This is a genomic window from Streptomyces oryzae (genome assembly GCF_017676365.1).
Taxonomy (GTDB): Bacteria; Actinomycetota; Actinomycetes; order Streptomycetales; family Streptomycetaceae; genus Streptomyces; species Streptomyces oryzae.
In genome coordinates this window covers 1-17,625 of record NZ_JADKMA010000166.1, presented here as the reverse complement: position 1 = coordinate 17,625, position 17,625 = coordinate 1, and the positions used below count along the sequence as shown (strand labels likewise).

Below are 17,625 nucleotides of genomic sequence, written 5' to 3'. Positions count from 1 at the left end.
GTACCGGACCGCCCGTCCCGGAGTTCCCATGAACGACCCACACCCGCCCGAACCGTCCAGCCGCACACTCGTCGCGGGGATCGGCAACATCTTCCTGGCCGACGACGGGTTCGGCGTCGAGGTCGTACAGCGGCTGGCCCGCCACCCGCTGCCTGCGCACGTCCAGGCCCTCGATGTCGGGGTGCGGGGCGTGCATCTGGCGTACCACGTGCTGGACGGCTGCGACACGCTGATCCTGGTGGACGCCGTGCACCGCGGCGGCGCACCCGGCACGGTGCGGCTGATCGAGGTGACCGAGCAGGACCGCGCGGCACCGGACGGGGTGCCGGTGCTGGACGGGCACCGGATGTCGCCGGATGCCGTGCTCGCCCTGCTGGAGACCCTGCGCGAGGGCACCGGCGGCAGCGGACCGCGGCGGGTGCTCGTCGTCGGATGCGAGCCCGCCGAGCTGACGGAGGGCATCGGGCTGAGTCCGCCGGTGGCCGCCGCCGTCGACGAGGCGGTCCAACTGGTGCTGCGGCTGCTGGCGGACGCGCCCGAGGACGCCCGGCGGGAAGGAGCGGCCGAACGGCGGACGGCCGCGCCGGACAGCGGCGTGGCGGCGGACCGGCGCCCGTCGGCGCCCCTGTAATGGTGCGGGCCGCAGCCTGGTCCGCACCGCGCAGGGGAAGTGACCGATGCACGAGATGTCCATCGCGATGGCAGTGGTCTGCCAGGTCGAGGAGGCGGCACTCACGCACGACGCCGTAGGCGTCGAGGCGGTGACCCTGCGCGTGGGTGAGCTCGCCGGTGTCGTCCCCGAAGCGCTGCGCTTCTCGTTCGGCCTCGCCTGCGAGGGCACCGTGCTGGCCGGTGCCGAGCTGCTGACCGAGCACGTGCGCGGACGCGCACGCTGCACGTCCTGTGCTGCCGAGTGGGCCACCGGCATGCCCCCGCGGCTGTGCTGCGAGCAGTGCGGCGACTCCCGTACCGAGCTGCTTTCCGGCCGCGAGCTGCAGATCGCCACCGTGCGGTGGGCCACCGGCTCGCGGCGTGCCCTAGCCCTTGAGGAGCTGTGAAGCCATGTGCCGCCTCGCCGATCTGCAACAGGCCGTACTGGCGCGGAACGACGGCCGCGCCGGGCGACTGCGCGCCGAGCTGTCCGCGCGTGGCACGGCCGTGGTCAATCTGCTCTCCAGCCCCGGCAGCGGCAAGACGGCGCTGCTGGAGGCGGAGTTGCGGCTGGCGCGGGAGCGCGGTGTGCCGGTGGCCGCGCTGACCGCCGACCTGGCCACCGAGAACGACGCACGGCGGCTCGCCCGCTCCGGTGCGCCGGTCAAGCAGGTGCTCACCGACGGGCTGTGCCATCTGGAGGCGGAGATGCTCGCCGGGCAGCTGTCCGGCTGGCTGCCGGAGGAGACGCGGCTGCTGTTCGTGGAGAACGTGGGCAACCTGGTGTGCCCGGCCTCCTACGACCTGGGCGAGTCGCTGCGTGTGGTGCTGGCCTCGGTCACCGAGGGCGAGGACAAGCCGCTGAAGTACCCCACGGCCTTCGGGCTAGCGCAGCTGGTCGTCGTCACCAAGGAGGATCTGGCGCAGCCGGCCGGTTTCGACCGCGAGGCGTTCCTCGCCAATGTGCGGCAGGTCAACCCCGGGGTCGAGGTCGTCGCCACCTCGGTACGCAGCGGGCTGAACCTCGGCGTGGTGCTGGAGCGGGCGCTGGCGGTGCGGGAAGGTGCCGCGCCGCACCGGCCGGTGATGGCCCGTCAGGCGGACGCGGAGCCGCACTCACACCAGTACGCGCATGTCCAAGGCTGAGGTGGCCGGGGCCGTCGGCACGTCCGGGGCCGAGCGCAGCCGCGTCCTGGTGCGGGGCGTGGTGCAGGGCGTGGGGTTCCGCCCGTATGTGTACGCGCTCGCCGGGCGGCTGGGGCTCTCCGGGTACGTCACCAACACCGGCGAGGGGGTGGTCGCCGAGGTGGAGGGCGCCGGGGAGGCGGTTGCCGCTTTCCGGGAGCGGATCGGGGCCGAGGCGCCGCCGCTGGCCGTCGTCGAGTCGGTCACGCACCAGCCGTTGCCGCCGGCGGGCAGCTCCGGTTTCCGTATCGTCGCCTCCCGCACGGACGGCGCGCGGCGCACGCTGGTCGCGCCGGACACCGCCACCTGCGAGGCATGTCTGCGCGAGCTGGCCGACCCGGCGGACCGCCGCTACCGGCACCCCTTCCTGACCTGCACCGACTGCGGGCCGCGCTTCACCATCGTCACCGGTCTGCCCTACGACCGCGCCAACACCACGATGGCGCGGTTCCCGATGTGCGAGCGGTGCCGGCGCGAGTACGACGATCCGGCCGACCGGCGCTTCCACGCCCAGCCGGTCGCCTGTCACGACTGCGGTCCGCGCGCCCGGCTGCTGGTGCCCGCTGCGCAGGAGCCGGGCCGGCGGGAGCCGAGCGGCGAACCGGTGACGCGGGCCCGGGAGTTGCTGGCGGGCGGCGCCGTGGTCGCCGTGAAAGGGCTGGGCGGCTACCACCTGGCCTGCGACGCGGGCAACGAGGATGCGGTGCGGCTGCTGCGCCGGCGCAAGCAGCGCGGGGACAAGCCGTTCGCTGTGCTGGCCCGCGAGGTGGCCGACATCGAGCCGCTCGCCGTCGTCGGCCCGGCCGAGCGTGCGCTGCTGACCGGGAGCCGCCGCCCGATCGTGCTGCTGCGCAGGCGGGCGCAGGCTGTCCACGGCGGGCCCGCGCTCGCCGGTGCCGTCGCCCCCGGCAGCCCCGATCTGGGCGTCATGCTCCCCTACACTCCGCTGCACCACCTGCTGATGGGCCTGCCCGGCGATCCGCCAGGGCCCCGGCTGCTGGTGCTGACCAGCGGCAATCTCGGCGGGGAGCCCATCGTCACCTCCGAGGCGGAGGCCCTGGAGCGGCTGGCACAGCTCGCGGACGCCTTTCTCACCCACGACCGGCCCATCCAGGTGCCGTGCGACGACTCGGTGGTGCGCGTCTGCGCGGGCGAGGAGCTGCCGGTACGCCGCTCGCGCGGATACGCGCCACTGCCGCTGACCCTCCCGGTGCCGGTACGGCCCGCGCTGGCGGTCGGCGGGGACCTGAAGAACGTGTTCTGCCTGGGCGAGGGGCGGCAGGTCTGGCTGTCAGCGCACATCGGCGACATGGACGACCTCGCCACACTGCGGGCCTTCGAACGCGCCGAGGAGCAGCTGGAGGGCATCACCGGCGTCACCCCCGGGCTGCTGGTCGCCGACCGCCACCCCGGGTACCGGTCGGCGCGGTGGGCGGAACGGAACGCGGGCGGCAGGACTCTGCGCCGCGTACAGCACCATCACGCCCACATCGCCTCCGTGCTGGCCGAGAACGGGCTGGACGGCTCCCGCGCGGTGCTCGGCGTCGCCTTCGACGGGACGGGGTACGGCGACGACGGCGCGGTGTGGGGCGGTGAGTTCCTGCTCGCCGACTACGACGGGTTCACGCGGTTCGCGCATCTGCGGTACGCGCCGCTGGCCGGCGGGGACGCCGCCGTCCGCCGCCCCTACCGGACGGCGCTGGCCCGGCTGTGGGCCGCGGGGCTCCGCTGGGATGCGGACCTGCCGTGCGTTGCGGCCTGCCCGGATGCCGAACTGCGCGTACTTGAGCGGCAGTTGGAGCGCGGAGTGGGCTGTGTGCCCACCTCCAGCATGGGGCGGCTCTTCGACGCGGTGTCCTCGCTGGCGGGGGTCTGCCACCGGGCGGGCTACGAGGCGCAGGCGGCCATCGAACTGGAGGCGGCTGCGGCGCTGTGCGGGCAACGGGAGGCGGCCGGCTACGACTTCCCGCTGCGCGCGGGCGGCGAAGACGGGGCGGAAGGCGCGGACGGCGGGGCGCTGGTGGCCGATCCGGGACCGCTGCTGGCGGCCGTGGTCGACGACCTGCGCGCGGATGTCCCGCGTGCGGTGATCGCGGCGCGCTTCCACACGGCCGTCGCGGCGCTGGTCCGCCGTACCTGCGCGGCGGCACGCGAGCAGTACGGGGTCGGGACGGTGGCGCTGAGCGGCGGGGTGTTCGCCAACGCGGTGCTGTCCGAGCTCTGTCTGAGCGGGCTGCGCGCCGACGGCTTCACAGTGCTGCGGCACCGGCTCGTCCCGCCCGGGGACGGCGGGCTGGCCCTGGGGCAGCTCGTGGTCGCCGCCCGCGAGACGGCGCCCCTGCCAGGTCCCCCGCCGCCGGCCGGTTCCGCGGCGCACTGATCACGTCGATGAGGAGAGGCCATGTGTCTGGCGGTACCAGGAAAGGTCCTGCGGATCGAGGAGCGTGACGGCACCCGGATGGCGTCCGTCGACTTCGGCGGGGTGGTCAAGGAGGTGTGTCTGGAGTACGTGCCCGATCTGCGCGTGGGCGAGTACACGATCGTGCACGTGGGCTTCGCGCTGCAGCGGCTCGACGAGGAATCGGCCCGCCAGACCCTCGAACTGTTCGAGAACCTCGGGCTGCTGGAGGAGGAGTTCGGCGACCCCTGGCAGGCCGCGGAGGAAGCTCAGCGACCCGATGGCGTACCGGGGCCAGGCAGTGCCCCGGAGGCCGGCGCCCCGGAGACAGGAGGCGCCCCGGAGACCGGCGGCGACGCACGGCGGGAGGTACGGCTGTGAAGTACATCGACGAGTTCCAGGACCCCATGCTGGCCGAACGGCTGCTGGAGGACATCCACGCCGCCGTCACCAGGCCGTGGGCGCTGATGGAGGTGTGCGGCGGACAGACGCACTCCATCATCCGGCACGGCATCGACCAGCTGCTGCCCGAGGAGGTCGAGCTGATCCACGGGCCCGGATGCCCGGTGTGCGTGACGCCGCTCGAACTGATCGACAAGGCGCTGGAGATCGCCTCACGGCCCGAGGTGATCTTCTGCTCGTTCGGCGACATGCTGCGGGTCCCGGGAACCGGCAGGGATCTGTTCCAGGTCCGCTCCGAGGGCGGCGACGTGCGCGTCGTCTACTCGCCGCTGGACGCGCTGACCCTCGCCCGGGAGAACCCGGACCGCGAAGTCGTCTTCTTCGGGATCGGCTTCGAGACCACCGCCCCGCCCAACGCGATGGCCGTGCACCAGGCCGCGAAGCTGGGGGTGCGCAACTTCAGCCTGCTGGTCTCCCATGTCCGGGTGCCGCCCGCGATCGAGGCCATCATGAGCGCGCCGGACTGCCGGGTGCGGGCCTTCCTGGCGGCCGGGCACGTGTGCAGCGTCATGGGCACGCAGGAGTATCCGGAGCTGGCGGAGCGGTTCGGAGTGCCCATCGTCGTCACCGGTTTCGAGCCGCTGGACATCCTGGAGGGCGTACGGCGGGCGGTACGGCAACTGGAGGCGGGCCGGCACACCGTCGAGAACGCGTATCCGCGCGCGGTCGTGGCACAGGGCAACCCCGCGGCCAGGGCGATGCTGGACGAGGTGTTCGTCACCGCCGACCGCGGCTGGCGCGGCATCGGCGTCATCCCGGACAGCGGCTGGCGGCTGGCCCCGCGCTACCGGGAGTTCGACGCGGAGTACCGCTTCAGCGTGGACGGCATCACCACCCGGGAGCCCGCCGCCTGCCGCAGCGGCGAGGTGCTGCAGGGGCTGCTGAAGCCGCACGAGTGCGAGGCGTTCGGCACCACCTGCACCCCGCGTACCCCGCTCGGCGCCACGATGGTCTCCAGCGAGGGTGCCTGCGCCGCCTACTACCTCTACCGCCGGCTCGGCGGACCGACCACCGCACCACTGGAGGCGAGCACCCGTGACTAGCACCGAGGCGGCCGGACCAGCCGCGGCCGGAACAGCCGGAACAGCCACGGCCGAGGCGGCCGGTCCGGGCGATCCGGCCGTGGACTTCTCCGGCTGGACGTGCCCGGCACCGCTGCGCGGCCGGGAGCGGATCGTGATGGGCCACGGCGGGGGCGGCGCCCTCTCGGCCGAGCTGGTCGAGCACGTCTTCGCGCCCGCTTTCGGGGGGCGTGCGCTCTCGACGCTGGCCGACTCGGCGGCGCTGGAGGTGGACGGTGCCCGGCTGGCGTTCTCCACCGACTCCTTCGTGGTGCGCCCGCTGTTCTTCCCCGGCGGCAGCATCGGCGACCTGGCCGTCAACGGCACCGTCAACGACCTCGCGATGAGCGGCGCGCGGCCCGCCTACCTCTCCTGCGGCTTCCTCCTGGAGGAGGGCGTGGAGCTGGAGTTGGTGGCGCGGATCGCCGAGGCGCTGGGAGCGGCTGCCCGTACGGCCGAGGTCGAGGTCGCCACCGGTGACACCAAGGTCGTGGAGGCGGGACGCGGCGACGGTGTCTATGTGAACACCGCGGGGATCGGCGTGATCCCGCACGGCGTCGACATCCGCCCGCAGCGCGCGGCACCCGGCGATGTGGTCATCGTCAGCGGAGCGATCGGCCTGCACGGGGTGGCGGTGCTGAGCCGGCGCGAGGGCCTGGAGTTCGAGGTCGGCGTCGAGAGCGACTGTGCGGCCCTCGGCGGCCTGGTCGCCGACATGCTGGCCGTCACCCGGGATCTGCACGTGCTCCGGGACCCCACGCGCGGCGGCGTCGCGGCGGCGCTCAACGAGATCGCCGCGGCCGCCTCGGTCGGTGTCGTGCTCCAGGAGCGCGCTGTCCCGGTGCCCGAACAGGTCGCCGCCGCCTGCTCGATGCTGGGGCTGGACCCGATGTACGTGGCGAACGAGGGCAAGCTGCTGGCCTTCGTGCCGCGTACCGAGGCGGACGCCGTGCTCGCCGCGATGCGGGCCCACCCGCTGGGGGCCGAGGCCGCCGTGATCGGCGAGTGCGTGACGGAGCATCCGGGGATGGTCGTCGCCCGGACCGGGCTCGGCGGCACCCGGGTGGTCGATCTGCCACTGGGCGAACAACTGCCCCGCATCTGCTGAGCCGTCCTTTTCAGCCAGCACACGAACGAGCCATCACCAGGAGGTCGTGGTGCGGATCCTGCTCATCGCGAGCGCCTTCAACAGTCTGACCCAGCGTGTCCAGGCCGAACTGCGGGACGCGCGCCACACCGTCGCCACCGAGGTGGTCGGGGACGGCGACGAGGTGCGCCGCGCGGTGGACCGGCACACCCCCGACGTGGTGGTCGCGCCGATGCTGCGGACCACCGTGCCCCGGGACGTGTGGTCGCGGCTGACCTGTCTGATCGTGCACCCGGGCCCGCCGGGCGACCGCGGCCCCTCCTCGCTGGACCGCGCCGTGCACGAGGGCCGCACGCACTGGGGGGTGACGGTGCTACAAGCCGAGGAGGAGCTGGACGCGGGCGCCGTCTGGGCCTCCGCCGAGTGCACGCTGCCGGAGGGGATCAGCAAGAGCGATCTGTACCGGGGCGAGGTGGCCGACGCGGCGCTGGAGGCGCTGCGGAACGCCGTGGCCCGGTTCGCCGCCGGTGGCTACCGGCCGCGCGCCCAGGACGACATCGAGCCGTCGGCCGCTCCGCGGATGCGTCAGGCCGAGCGCCGTATCGACTGGCAGACCTTCCGGACGCTCGACGTCCTGCGCACGCTGCGCGCCGCCGACTCGCAGCCCGGTGTGCTGGACGAACTGCTGGGCGAGGAGTGGTTCCTGCACGGCGGCTACGCCGAGGACCAGTTGCACGGCACTCCGGGCGAGATCCTCGCCACCCGCGCGGGCGCGATCTGCCGGGCGACGGTGGACGGCGCGGTGTGGATCCCGCAGCTGCGCCCGCGCCGCAGCACGGACGGCCGCCGGACGTTCAAGCTGCCCGCGGCGCTTGCGCTGGGCAGCCGGCTCCCTGACGTACCCGAGCGGCCCGCCCCGCTCGAACTCGCGCCCGAGCGGCTGACGCACACCGAGATCCGCTACCAGGAGCGCAACGGCGTCGGCTTCGTCCGCTTCTCCTTCCCCGGCGGGGCGATGAGCACGGTGCAGTGCCGACGGCTGCTGGCCGCCTACCGGTACGCGTGCACCCGGCCGACCCGCGTGGTCGTGCTGGGCGGTGCGCGTGACTTCTTCTCCAACGGCATCCACCTGGGCGTCATCGAGGCGGCCAGGGACTCCGCAGCCGAGGGCTGGGCCAACATCCAGGCCATCGACGACGTGGTGGAGGCGGTGCTGACGACCACCGACCGGCTGGTGGTGGCTGCGCTGGGCGGCAACGCGGCGGCCGGCGGCGCGATGCTGGCCGCCGCGGCCGACGAGGTGTGGTGCAGAGCGGGCGCGGTCCTCAACCCGCACTACCGGCTGATGGGTCTGCCTGGTTCGGAGTTCTGGACGTACACGCTGCCGCGCCGGGTCGGGCCGGAGATCACCGAGGCGCTGATGCGGGACGCGGAGCCGATGAGCGCCGCCACCGCGCGCCGGATCGGTCTGGTGGACCGGGTGCTGCCCACCTCGCCGACCGGGTTCGCGCCGCGGGTCGCGGAGCTGGCCGCCGCGCTCGCCGAGGATCCGGCCACCCACCAGCGGCTCGCGGTGAAGAAGACCAACCGCGCCCGCGACGAGGCCACCGAGCCGCTGGCCGCCTACCGCGACCGGGAGCTGGCCGCGATGCACCGCGTGCTCTTCGACCCGGCGGCACCCCACCACGCGCTGCGCGCGGCGTTCCTGCGCAAGGAGCCCCCACCGACCGAGGCCCCGGCCCTGCGGGGGTAGGCGCTCGCGGCGAGCGCGCCGGCCCGCAGGCCGGACGCCTCGTGGGTGGAGCTCACCGCCGGGTTGTCCGGGGCGGTTTTCCGGAGAGAGGGTTGCCACTGGCTGTGGTTTGCGGGCTGCGGGTGGGCCAGGCCATGGAGGGCCGTGGGGCGGGGCACCCGTACGCATGCGAACGCCCCGCCGGGGGCGGGGCGTTCGGTGTGGCAACGGGGAAACCCGGGCGCGGAGGAGGGGCGGGGCCCCGCCTCCGCGCACAGTGGCGCAGCGCCTGCGTCAGTCGGCGACGCAGGTGTTGCCGAACGCCGGGTTGAGGAGCCCGACGATGTTGACGGTGTTGCCGCAGATCTGGACCGGAATGTGCACCGGAATCTGCACGACATTGCCGGAGAGAACCCCCGGCGACTTCGCTGCGCCGCCCTGGGCCCCGGCGTCGGCGGACGCTGCCGTGGCCCCGCCGAGGACAGCGGTGGCAGCCAGACCAGAGGCGACAACCGCGGTACGGATGCGCATGGTGATCCTCCCTTGTTCTATGTGCCAGACGCGCACAAGGGTGCACCTCCTCCCGAACCCGGCATTCGGTCGCCACGCCCAACAGCGCGGCCGCCCACCCGATCGGGCGAGTTCTCCGCCAACAGCACGCCGCAGCAGGGCCGGTGTGCGGGCGACGGCAACGTGCCCGCGCGCCCGCGGTGCTGTGTCGGCGTCAGCCCACCGTCTCGATGCTGGCCGTCGGGCTGCGGTAGGCCACGCTCCCCCGTCGGCTGAGCCATTCGAGTCAGTTATGCCGTGTCTTTCATATATTGCTCTGGAATGCCCGGTCGGCTGGCGACGATGAACGGGTCCTTGCTCTTCCGGAACTTCACGGAGGTTTCCATGCGCACGCGCACCGTCACGCGTTCCCTCGCCGTCGGCCTGGCGGCCCTCGGCCTCGCCGCCGCCGGCGCCACCTCGGCAGTGGCCGGTGGCCACGGGCACGGGGTCCACAAGGAGATCCACAAGAAGAAGGTCACCATCAACATCTCCGACGACGACGTCAACATCAACGACAGCGTGGCCTTCGTCTTCGGCCCGATGATCATGGACTGACGACTGACGGCTGAACACTGACGGCCGGTCCATGACCGGCCGCGCCACGACGGGCGTGGAGAGGCTCACTCCGAACCTCCAAGGATGAGCCTCTCCACGCCGTTCGCCGTTTTCAGGTCACCAGGAGGACTTGGTGACTCCCGGCAGATACCCGGCGTGCGCCTGCTCGCGGAAGCGGACGCGGGAGAGCCCGAAGGCGCGCAGATGGCCGCGGGGGCGGCCGTCCACACTGTCCCGGTTGCGCACCCTGGTGGCACTGGCGTCGCGCGGCTGCTTCCGCAACTCCGCCAGCGCAGCGCGCCGTTCGGCGTCCGTCGCACCGGGGGCGCGCAGTATCTCCTTCAGTTCGGCACGGCGGGCCGCGTAGCGCTCCACCGTGGCCCGGCGCTGCTCGTTCTTCGCGATCTTGCTCTTCTTCGCCATCAGACCCGCCCTCCCCGGGCGCGGATCCGGGCCACGGCCCGTTCGACGCCGATCACGTCCACGGTCTTGATGCCCTTGGCGCTCAACGTCAGCCGTACGTAACGGCCTTCGCTCGGCAGCCAGTAGCGCTTGCGCTGCACGTTGGGGTCGAAGCGGCGGGACGTGCGCCGATGGGAGTGGGAGACGGTCTTCCCGAAACGCGGTTGCGCTCCGGTGAGCTGGCAGTGGGCCGACAAGGGTGTTACCTACCTCTCGCTGGACTCAGTTGGAAATGATTTCCATTAACAATATAGTGGCCGTCATGGCTCGCAACGAACTACGCCCCCTCGTCAAGCTCCGCTCCACCGCGGGCACCGGCTACACCTACGTGACCCGCAAGAACCGCCGGAACGACCCCGACCGGCTGACCCTGCGCAAGTACGACCCGCGCGCCCGCCGCCACGTCGACTTCCGCGAAGAGCGCTGAAGCAGCCGACCGACCCGAGGGAGAGGCACCCCATGAAGCCCGGAATCCACCCCGCGTACGGCCCCGTCGTCTACCGCGACAAGAGCGCCGACTTCGCCTTCCTGACCCGCTCCACGCGCACCAGTGAGCAGACGATCCAGTGGGAGGACGGCAACACCTACCCCGTCATCGACGTGGAGATCTCCGCGCGCAGCCACCCCTTCTACACGGGCACGGCGCGCGTCGTGGACAGCGCGGGCCGCGTGGAGCGGTTCGAGCGGCGTTACGGCCGGAGCGGGCGGGACGGCCAGAACGGGCGGGATGGAGCGGGCCGGTGACCGACGACGAGCGACCGCAGCTGCCCGTCGTCCTCGTCGCTGGCATGCACGCCGACGCACGCCGCCGCGTCGTCGACCGGCTGCTGACCGCCGTGTCCGGCAGCGTGGTGCTCCACCACGATCTGGCATCGGCGGCGGACGGCACCGTGACCCGCACCGTGCGCGACGCCACGGGCACCGTCTCGTGCGGCGAGGCGCCGCTGGTCAACGACTGCGCCTGCTGCGCACTGCGCGAGGACCTGATGCCGGAGCTGCTCAGGCTGGCCGGGACCGCGCAGCTGGCGGTGGTCGAGCTGTGGGACTCGGTGGAGCCCAAGGCGATGGCCGAAGCCGTCGCGGCGCACGGCGGCCACACCGTCGGCCTGACCAACGTGATCACCGCGGTCGACCCGGCGCTGGTGCTGCCCTGCCTCTCCAACGGGGACGACCTCGCCGAGGCCGGGCTCGCCGCCGCGACCGCCGACCAGCGCACGATCGCGGACACCCTGGCCAGGCAGCTGGAGTACGCGCCCGTGCTCGCCCTCGTGGACGAGCACGAAGCGGACGACGAGGACCGGGCGCTGCTCAGCCAGCTCCATCCGACGGCACGGCAGGTGCCGGTCGATGCGCCGGAGCTGGTACGGCTCGCCTTCGCGGGCTTCGATGTCGAGGCGGCCGCGGCGGCCCAGCACCCGGCCTGCGCCCTGCTGCCCCAGGAGGCGGACGAGGCGGGCGTGACCACCCTCGTCTGGCGGGGCCACCGGCCCTTCCACCCGGGCCGGCTCTATCAGGCGCTGGAGGACCTGACCTGCGCCGCTGCGCGCAGCCGGGGCAGATTCTGGCTCGCGGACCGGCCCGACACCCTGCTGGGCTGGGATGCGGCGGGCGGTGCCCTGAGCGTGGAGACCGCGGGCCCGTGGCTGGCCTCGCTGCCGGACGCGGCATGGGAGCTGGTGCCGCCCGTACGCCGGGCCGCGGCGGCGCTGGACTGGCATCCCCAGCACGGCGACCGCTGCCAGCACCTGGTGTTCACCTCGCCGGGCCTGGACCGCGAAGGGCTCGTCAGGCTGCTGGAGACCTGCCTGCTCACCGACGCGGAGTACGCGGCGGGGCGGGAGGGCTGGAAGCGCTTCCCCGCCGCCTTCGACTCGCTCCTCGACCCCGTCTCCTGAACAGCCGCTCGACACCCACCACTGAACGTCCACCACTGAACGTCCACGACACGAAGGACTCCCATGCCCCGCCGCAACCCCGACCGCAAGCAGCAGCGCCCCCGCCCCAACCCGCTGGACGCGGCCGGGATCACCTACATCGACTACAAGGACACCGAGCTGCTGCGGAAGTTCATCTCCGACCGCGGCAAGATCCGCAGCCGCCGCGTCACCCGCGTCACGCGCCAGCAGCAGCGGCAGCTCGCCACGGCCATCAAGAACGCCCGCGAGATGGCGCTCCTCCCCTACTCGAGCCGCTGAACCCGCGCTCCCGCGCCCGTTCCGCTCCGCGGACCTCCGGGCCGCCGACCGGGCCATAGATGCGTCGGGAAGGGGTACCGCGGACGGGAGAGAGCCAGCACTGGTCCAGCGGTACGAAGGAGCCGACCATGAGGTACGACGAGTTCCTGGCCCAGGTCCGCGAGCGCGGCGAGTACCAGAACCGGGCGGAGGCCGAAGAGGTCACCCGGGCGGTACTGAGCGTCCTCGCCGCCCGGATCACCCCGGTCAAGGCGCAGGAGCTGGCGGCCCAGCTGCCCGGTCCGCTGGGGCCGGTCGTGGCCGAGGCCGGTGAGGATCCGCCGGAGACCTTCGGTGTGGAACAGTTCTGCGCCCACGTCGCCGAGCTCACCAACGCTCGTCCCCGCACTGCGGAGTGGGACGCCAGCGCCGTCCTCTCCACCCTCGCCGAGGCGGTCTCCGGCGGAGAGCTCAACCAGCTGCTCAGCCAGCTGCCCAGCGGTTACGCTGCGCTTTTCGGCAAGGTCGAACTGAGCCGGTAGGCGCGCCCCGAGGGGGCGCGGGGAACTGCTCCCCCATCTGCAGCTCAGGCCGCGAGGGCGGCGAGGGCGCTGTCGATCTCGGCGCGGGCCCGCGCCGCGGCGGCGGGGGCCGTCTCGACCGCGACGGTGACCCGGACACCGTGCGGCCGCGCGTCGGTGACGTACAGCTGACCCGCGCACTCGCCCCCACGCCCGGAGACCCGCCACGCGGCGACCCGGCTGTCCGGGTCCACCTCGGCCGGCAGCCCCCGCCGGTACAGCTGCGCGGCGCCCCGCGCGAAGACGGCGTCCGGGTCGCCGCCCGCCACAACCGCCGTCGATTCGAACCGCACCCTCACAGCATGCGCACGGCGGCCCTCACGGCGCGACCGGAGCGGGCACCGCGAGGGTGACCGCGAAACGGTGCTCCGGGTCGGTCCACCAGCGATGCAGCCGCAGCCCCGCGGCTGCGAGCTCGGTGCGGACGCCGTGCCGCCGGAACTTCGCCGAGACCTCGGTACGCAACTCCTCCCCGGCCTGGAAGTCGACGCTCAAGTCGACGCCGGGCAGCTTGGCGCCGAGCGCCCTGCGGGCCCGCAGCCGCATCTCGATCCACTCCCTCTCGCTGTCCCAGGCGGCGACGTGCGCGAAGTCGTCCGGGTCGAAGTCGGCGCCGAGTTCCCGGTTGAGGACGTGGAGGACGTTCTTGTTGAAGGCGGCGGTGACGCCCTCGGGATCGTCGTAGGCGGCGACGAGGGTGGCGGGGTCCTTGACCAGATCGGTGCCCAGCAGCAGCGCGTCGTCCGGTCCGAGGAGGGCCCGCAGGGAGGCCAGGAACCGGGCGCGTTCGGCGGGCAGCAGATTGCCGATGGTGCCGCCGAGGAAGGCGATGATCTTCGGCTCGGGGCAGGGCGGCAGCGGCAGCTCGTGCTGGAAGTCGGCGACCAGCGCGTGCACGGTCACCCCGGGATGGTCGGCGAGCAGTGCGTGCCCGGCCTCGGCCAGCGCGGATTCGCTGACGTCGACGGGTACGTAGGTCAGCGGGGTGCCCAGCGCGTCCAGCAGCAGCCGGGTCTTGTACGAGGAGCCGGAGCCGAGTTCGACCAGCGTCCGCGCGCCGGTGAGCCGGGCTATCTCCGGTGCCGAGTCCTGGAGTATCCAGGACTCGCCACGGGTGGGGTAGTAGACGGGGAGGGCGGTGATCTGCTCGAAGAGTTCGCTGCCGCGTGCGTCGTAGAACCACTTGGGCGGCAGCGTCTTGGGGAAGCGGGTCAGCCCTTGAGTGACGTCGGAGGCCAGTGCGGATGCGGTGGCGTTCGCGGGCAGGGCGCGGGTGAGGGTGAACCGAGAGGTGGCGGTCACGCGTGAGACTCCTTCAGGGCGGTCAGTTCGATGCCGCCCGGGTCGCCGGTGAGCAGATGGGCGTCGGGGACGGGTCGCCAGTCCGGGTGGGCGTCGTGCGGTTCGGAGGCGACGGTGAGCGAGCTGCCGGGCTCCAGCAGATACCAGAGCGTGTCGCCGCACGCGGTCGCGGCCAGCGTGCGGCCATCGGTCAGCAGGAAGTTGAGGCGGGATCCGGGGGCAGCGGTGCCCAGCTGTGCGGCGGCTTCGGCGAGGGCGTGGCCCGGTCCGGTACCCGCCCGCAGCAGGTGGAGGACGAGCGCCCAGGCCAGCGCCGAGTCGCAGCGGGCCTCCAGGGACAGCAGCTCCTGCGGCGGCAGCGCGCCGGCGACCTGGGCGACCGAGGCGGGCCATCCTGCCAGGGCGCCGTTGTGGCTGAAGAGCCACCGTCCCTTGGTGAAGGGCGCCGCGGCCGGCTCGCCCTCCGCGCAGCCGGTGGTCGCGTCCCGTACGGCGGCCAGCACAGCGGACGAGCGCACGACCCGGCACAGGTCGGGGAAGAAGCCGTCGGCCCAGATCGGCCCGGCGCGGCGGTAGCGGGCCGGCACCGGGTCGCCGTCGGCGTACCAGCCCACGCCGAAGCCGTCGGCGTTGACGGTGCCGTGCTGCTGGCGGCGCGGCGCCCACGACTGGCGGTGCAGCGAGTGCGGCGGCGCGAGCAGCACGTCCCCCAGTGGGCGCGCCGGGCCCAGCCGGGCCAGATGCCGGCACATCAGCGGCCCGCCCCGGCGCCGGCCTGAACACCCCGGGCGCTCATACCTGCTCCTCCGGCAGCGGGGTGCGTGCGGTGCGGAAGCCGGCGAAGATCTGCCGGCGCACCGGATAGTCCCAGTTGCGGAACGTCGCGCGGGCGACCACCGGGTCCGTGCCGAAGCAGCCGCCGCGCAGCACCTTGTAGTCGGGGCCGAAGAAGACCTCCGAGTACTCCCGGTAGGGAAAGGCGGTGAAGCCCGGGTAGGGCGAGAAGTCGCTGGAGGTCCACTCCCACACCTCCCCCATCAGCTGCCGTACGCCCAGCGCCGAGTCCCCTGCGGGGTAGCCGCCGACGGGCGCGGGGCCCAGGTGGCGCTGGCCGAGGTTGGCCTGTTCGGGGCCGGGGGATGACTCGCCCCAGGGGAAGTGGCGGCTGCGGCCGGTGCCGGGGTCGAAGCGGGCGGCCTTCTCCCACTCGGCCTCGGTGGGCAGCCGCCGGCCCGCCCACCGGGCGTACGCGTCGGCCTCGTACCAGCTCACGTGCATCACGGGTTCGGCCTCCGGCACCGGCTCCCGTACCCCGAAGCGGCGGCGCCACCAGCCGTCCGGCTCCCGCTGCCAGAACAGCGGCGCGCGCAGCCCGGTGCGCCGCAGATGGTCCCAGCCCGCAGGCGTCCACCAGCGGGGGTCGGCGTAGCCGCCGTCCTCGATGAAGCGCAGATAGGCGCCGTTGCTGACCGGCAGGGTGTCGATGCAGAAGGCCGGCAGTTCCCTGCGGTGTGCGGGCCGCTCGTTGTCCAGCGCCCAGGGGTCGTCGTCGGTGCCCATGGTGAACGGGCCCGCGGGAACGAGCACTTCGGACGGCAGCGCGACCGCCTCGGCGGGCGCCGCGGGTGGCGGCGGCGCGCTGAGTGCGGCCGGGCCGCGGCGCAACTGGTGGGTGATGAGCATGGTTTCGGCGTGCTGCTGCTCGTGCTGGGCGATCATGCCGAACGCGAACCCGTCCGCCACCAGCGGGCGCCCCGCCAGCTGCGCGCGCTCCAGGATCCGGAAGGCGTGGCCACGGACCTTCGTCAGATAGGCGCGGGCCTCGTCGGGCGGCAGCAGCGGCAGCGCCGGGCGCTCGGCGCGGGGGTGTTCGAAGGCGTCGTAGAGCGAGTCGATCTCGGGCCGCAGCGGCGCCTGGCCGCCCACGGCACGCAGCAGCCACTGTTCCTCCTGGTTGCCGATGTGCGCCATGTCCCACACCAGCGGAGACATCAACGGCGAGTGCTGGGCCGTCAGTTCGGCATCCTCCACACAGTCGGAGAGCGCCAGCGTGCGCTCACGGGCGCGGGTGAGGGCGTCGAAGGCGTGGGCGCGCAGTCCGGCGCGCCCCTCAGCAGCGGTCACCATGGTTCTCCCAGCTGTCGGGGGCGGGTCTGCTGTCGGGGGGTCTGCTGTCGGTGGTGGGCTCCGGGTGTGGTGTTGTCGGGGGCAGCGCTGTCGGGGGTGGTCGCGGGCTTTCCTGAGGTGGTCCCGGGCGCGTCGAGCCGGTCGTCGGCCGGGCAGCGGCCGGGTACGACGTAGCGTGCGGTGAACTCCTCCACGGCTGCCCGTACCTGGCGCCCCGCGCCCAGCCGGGGCAGGGCCTGGCGGGCGAGGTCGAAGCAGTCGCGGGCCGCCGCGTGCAGTTCGGGGTCGGTCAGCCCGTCCCTGGCTGCGCGCTCCCAGAGCGCGTTGCGGGGTGCGGGTCCGGCGGCTGCGAGGTCGGCCAGCGGCTTGACGACGCGGTAGGCGCTCTCGCTGGCCTGTGCGTCGTCGAAGAGCGCCGTGGTCACCGCGAGGGGCACCACCCAGCCGTCCGGGCCTGGTTGCGCGTCGATCATCCGCAGCTCCAGGTGCCCCCGGGGCCGCACGGGCGGGAAGAGGGTGGTCAGGTGGTAGACGAGATCGTCCAGCCGGGGCGGCCGCAGCCGGTGCCGGCCGGGGTGGGTGCGGGTGCTGCGCCGGATCCACTGCCGGAACGTCATCCCGTCCCCGGGCACCGTCCATGGGCCCTCGGCGGTGCGGACGCAGAGCAGCGGCGCGTCCAGCGCGTAGCGGGCCCACGCCTCGCGTGGGTTGCGGCCGGTGTCGGCCGGTGCGAGGTTGCGGTAGCCGTCGAGCGCGGCCCATACGCCCTGCCGGGCCGAACGCCACCCGGACCAGGGTTCCTCGGTGCCGGGCGAGTTGGCGAACGCCGCCGTGAGGACGGCGCCCAGCAGGTGCGCCAGCAGCCAACGACGGCTCAGGCCGAACGGTCCAGGCTCCGCGGTGCCCGCGTCGAGGCAGATCTGCACGGAGGCGGAGGAACACATCATGGCGCGGCCGGCCGGGCCGGTGCGGTCGAAGTAGGCCTCCATGGCGCGATAGCGCCGGTCCTCGAGCAGCCGCTGCGGCGGACGGGGATCGAGGCCGTGCCCGACGAGGGCGATGCCGCGCCGGCGCAGCTGTGCGCGGGCGGCGGCGAGATCCGTGGAAACCGCCTGGACACAGGCGGCGAGAGAGGTGGCGGGCTGGGAGCTGAACTCCAGCTGCCCGCCGGGTTCGAGGGTGATCGCGGAGCTCAGCGGTACGCCACGGAGCGCGGTGGCGGCGGCGCGGAGGGCGCCGACGCCGACGTGGGGGGCCGGGGGCCGGACCCGGCCGTCGTGGCGGGGGGACGGCTCC

22 protein-coding genes are annotated in these 17,625 nt (G+C 73.5%); 14 read left to right on the top strand and 8 right to left on the bottom strand.

The window, feature by feature from the left end; genetic code table 11:
• Positions 1-28 precede the first annotated feature (28 nt).
• From ITI46_RS26155 to ITI46_RS26120, 8 genes are all read left to right on the top strand, one after another.
• Positions 29-631: a hydrogenase maturation protease gene (locus ITI46_RS26155; protein WP_209242359.1), complete on the top strand. Its 603-nt coding sequence runs from the start codon at positions 29-31 to the stop codon at positions 629-631.
• A gap of 46 nt (positions 632-677) precedes the next feature.
• Positions 678-1,058: a hydrogenase maturation nickel metallochaperone HypA/HybF gene (locus ITI46_RS26150; protein ID WP_209242358.1), complete on the top strand. Its 381-nt coding sequence runs from the start codon at positions 678-680 to the stop codon at positions 1,056-1,058.
• 4 nt (positions 1,059-1,062) lie between these two features.
• Positions 1,063-1,797: a hydrogenase nickel incorporation protein HypB gene (hypB, locus tag ITI46_RS26145; RefSeq protein WP_209242357.1), complete on the top strand. Its 735-nt coding sequence runs from the start codon at positions 1,063-1,065 to the stop codon at positions 1,795-1,797.
• Positions 1,784-4,216, top strand: a complete 2,433-nt coding sequence (gene hypF / locus ITI46_RS26140) for a carbamoyltransferase HypF (RefSeq protein ID WP_209242356.1) — start codon at positions 1,784-1,786, stop codon at positions 4,214-4,216. The genes hypB and hypF overlap by 14 nt, the downstream gene beginning before the upstream one ends.
• Before the next feature lie 21 nt (positions 4,217-4,237).
• Positions 4,238-4,615, top strand: coding sequence for a HypC/HybG/HupF family hydrogenase formation chaperone (locus ITI46_RS26135; protein WP_209242355.1), 378 nt, complete (start codon positions 4,238-4,240; stop codon positions 4,613-4,615).
• Complete coding sequence (gene hypD / locus ITI46_RS26130) at positions 4,612-5,739, top strand: hydrogenase formation protein HypD (RefSeq protein ID WP_209242354.1); 1,128 nt, start codon at positions 4,612-4,614, stop codon at positions 5,737-5,739. The genes ITI46_RS26135 and hypD overlap by 4 nt, the downstream gene beginning before the upstream one ends.
• A gap of 136 nt (positions 5,740-5,875) precedes the next feature.
• Positions 5,876-6,865: a hydrogenase expression/formation protein HypE gene (gene hypE / locus ITI46_RS26125; RefSeq protein ID WP_247746608.1), complete on the top strand. Its 990-nt coding sequence runs from the start codon at positions 5,876-5,878 to the stop codon at positions 6,863-6,865.
• 49 nt (positions 6,866-6,914) lie between these two features.
• On the top strand, positions 6,915-8,597 hold the full coding sequence (locus ITI46_RS26120; RefSeq protein WP_209242353.1) for an enoyl-CoA hydratase-related protein: 1,683 nt from the start codon (positions 6,915-6,917) through the stop codon (positions 8,595-8,597).
• Between the two features lie 273 nt (positions 8,598-8,870).
• On the opposite strand, the gene ITI46_RS26115 is transcribed toward ITI46_RS26120, so the two are convergent.
• Positions 8,871-9,107: a chaplin gene (locus tag ITI46_RS26115; protein WP_209242352.1), complete on the bottom strand. Its 237-nt coding sequence runs from the start codon at positions 9,105-9,107 to the stop codon at positions 8,871-8,873.
• A gap of 363 nt (positions 9,108-9,470) precedes the next feature.
• Here ITI46_RS26115 and ITI46_RS26110 point away from each other — a divergent pair, with 363 nt between their 5' ends.
• The gene (locus tag ITI46_RS26110; protein WP_209242351.1) at positions 9,471-9,683 is read left to right on the top strand and encodes a hypothetical protein; all 213 of its coding nucleotides are present in this window, start codon (positions 9,471-9,473) and stop codon (positions 9,681-9,683) included.
• 117 nt (positions 9,684-9,800) lie between these two features.
• Here the strand turns inward: ITI46_RS26110 and rpsN are convergent, their stop codons facing one another.
• Together rpsN and rpmB are read right to left on the bottom strand one after the other, a co-directional pair.
• Positions 9,801-10,106, bottom strand: coding sequence for a 30S ribosomal protein S14 (gene rpsN, locus ITI46_RS26105; RefSeq protein ID WP_209242350.1), 306 nt, complete (start codon positions 10,104-10,106; stop codon positions 9,801-9,803).
• Positions 10,106-10,342: a 50S ribosomal protein L28 gene (gene rpmB, locus ITI46_RS26100; protein ID WP_209242349.1), complete on the bottom strand. Its 237-nt coding sequence runs from the start codon at positions 10,340-10,342 to the stop codon at positions 10,106-10,108. Before rpmB ends, rpsN begins: the two co-directional genes overlap by 1 nt.
• A 65-nt stretch (positions 10,343-10,407) precedes the next feature.
• On the opposite strand from rpmB, the gene rpmG reads away from it, so the two are divergent.
• From rpmG to ITI46_RS26075, 5 genes are all read left to right on the top strand, one after another.
• Entirely contained in the window at positions 10,408-10,572 is a 165-nt protein-coding gene (rpmG, locus tag ITI46_RS26095) for a 50S ribosomal protein L33 (protein ID WP_099885384.1), read from the top strand.
• A 32-nt stretch (positions 10,573-10,604) separates the two neighbouring features.
• Complete coding sequence (locus ITI46_RS26090) at positions 10,605-10,889, top strand: type B 50S ribosomal protein L31 (protein ID WP_209242348.1); 285 nt, start codon at positions 10,605-10,607, stop codon at positions 10,887-10,889.
• Positions 10,890-10,933: 44 nt separating this feature from the next.
• Positions 10,934-12,040 (top strand): CobW family GTP-binding protein, encoded by a 1,107-nt coding sequence (locus ITI46_RS26085; RefSeq protein WP_209242360.1) that lies wholly within the window; start codon positions 10,934-10,936, stop codon positions 12,038-12,040.
• A gap of 63 nt (positions 12,041-12,103) precedes the next feature.
• Entirely contained in the window at positions 12,104-12,340 is a 237-nt protein-coding gene (gene rpsR, locus ITI46_RS26080) for a 30S ribosomal protein S18 (protein ID WP_209242347.1), read from the top strand.
• Positions 12,341-12,468: 128 nt separating this feature from the next.
• Positions 12,469-12,861, top strand: a complete 393-nt coding sequence (locus ITI46_RS26075) for a DUF2267 domain-containing protein (protein WP_209242346.1) — start codon at positions 12,469-12,471, stop codon at positions 12,859-12,861.
• A gap of 44 nt (positions 12,862-12,905) precedes the next feature.
• Here the strand turns inward: ITI46_RS26075 and ITI46_RS26070 are convergent, their stop codons facing one another.
• From ITI46_RS26070 to egtA, 5 genes are all read right to left on the bottom strand, one after another.
• On the bottom strand, positions 12,906-13,193 hold the full coding sequence (locus tag ITI46_RS26070; RefSeq protein WP_209242345.1) for a hypothetical protein: 288 nt from the start codon (positions 13,191-13,193) through the stop codon (positions 12,906-12,908).
• Between the two features lie 25 nt (positions 13,194-13,218).
• Positions 13,219-14,202, bottom strand: a complete 984-nt coding sequence (gene egtD, locus ITI46_RS26065; protein ID WP_209242344.1) for an L-histidine N(alpha)-methyltransferase — start codon at positions 14,200-14,202, stop codon at positions 13,219-13,221.
• Complete coding sequence (egtC, locus tag ITI46_RS26060; protein WP_209242343.1) at positions 14,199-14,954, bottom strand: ergothioneine biosynthesis protein EgtC; 756 nt, start codon at positions 14,952-14,954, stop codon at positions 14,199-14,201. The genes egtD and egtC overlap by 4 nt, the downstream gene beginning before the upstream one ends.
• Positions 14,955-14,994: 40 nt before the next feature.
• A complete protein-coding gene (egtB, locus tag ITI46_RS26055; RefSeq protein ID WP_209242342.1) occupies positions 14,995-16,329 on the bottom strand; it encodes an ergothioneine biosynthesis protein EgtB in 1,335 nt (444 codons plus the stop codon).
• A partial coding sequence (gene egtA, locus ITI46_RS26050) for an ergothioneine biosynthesis glutamate--cysteine ligase EgtA (RefSeq protein WP_209242341.1) occupies positions 16,323-17,625 on the bottom strand: 1,303 nt, incomplete at its 5' end. The genes egtA and egtB, both read right to left, overlap by 7 nt.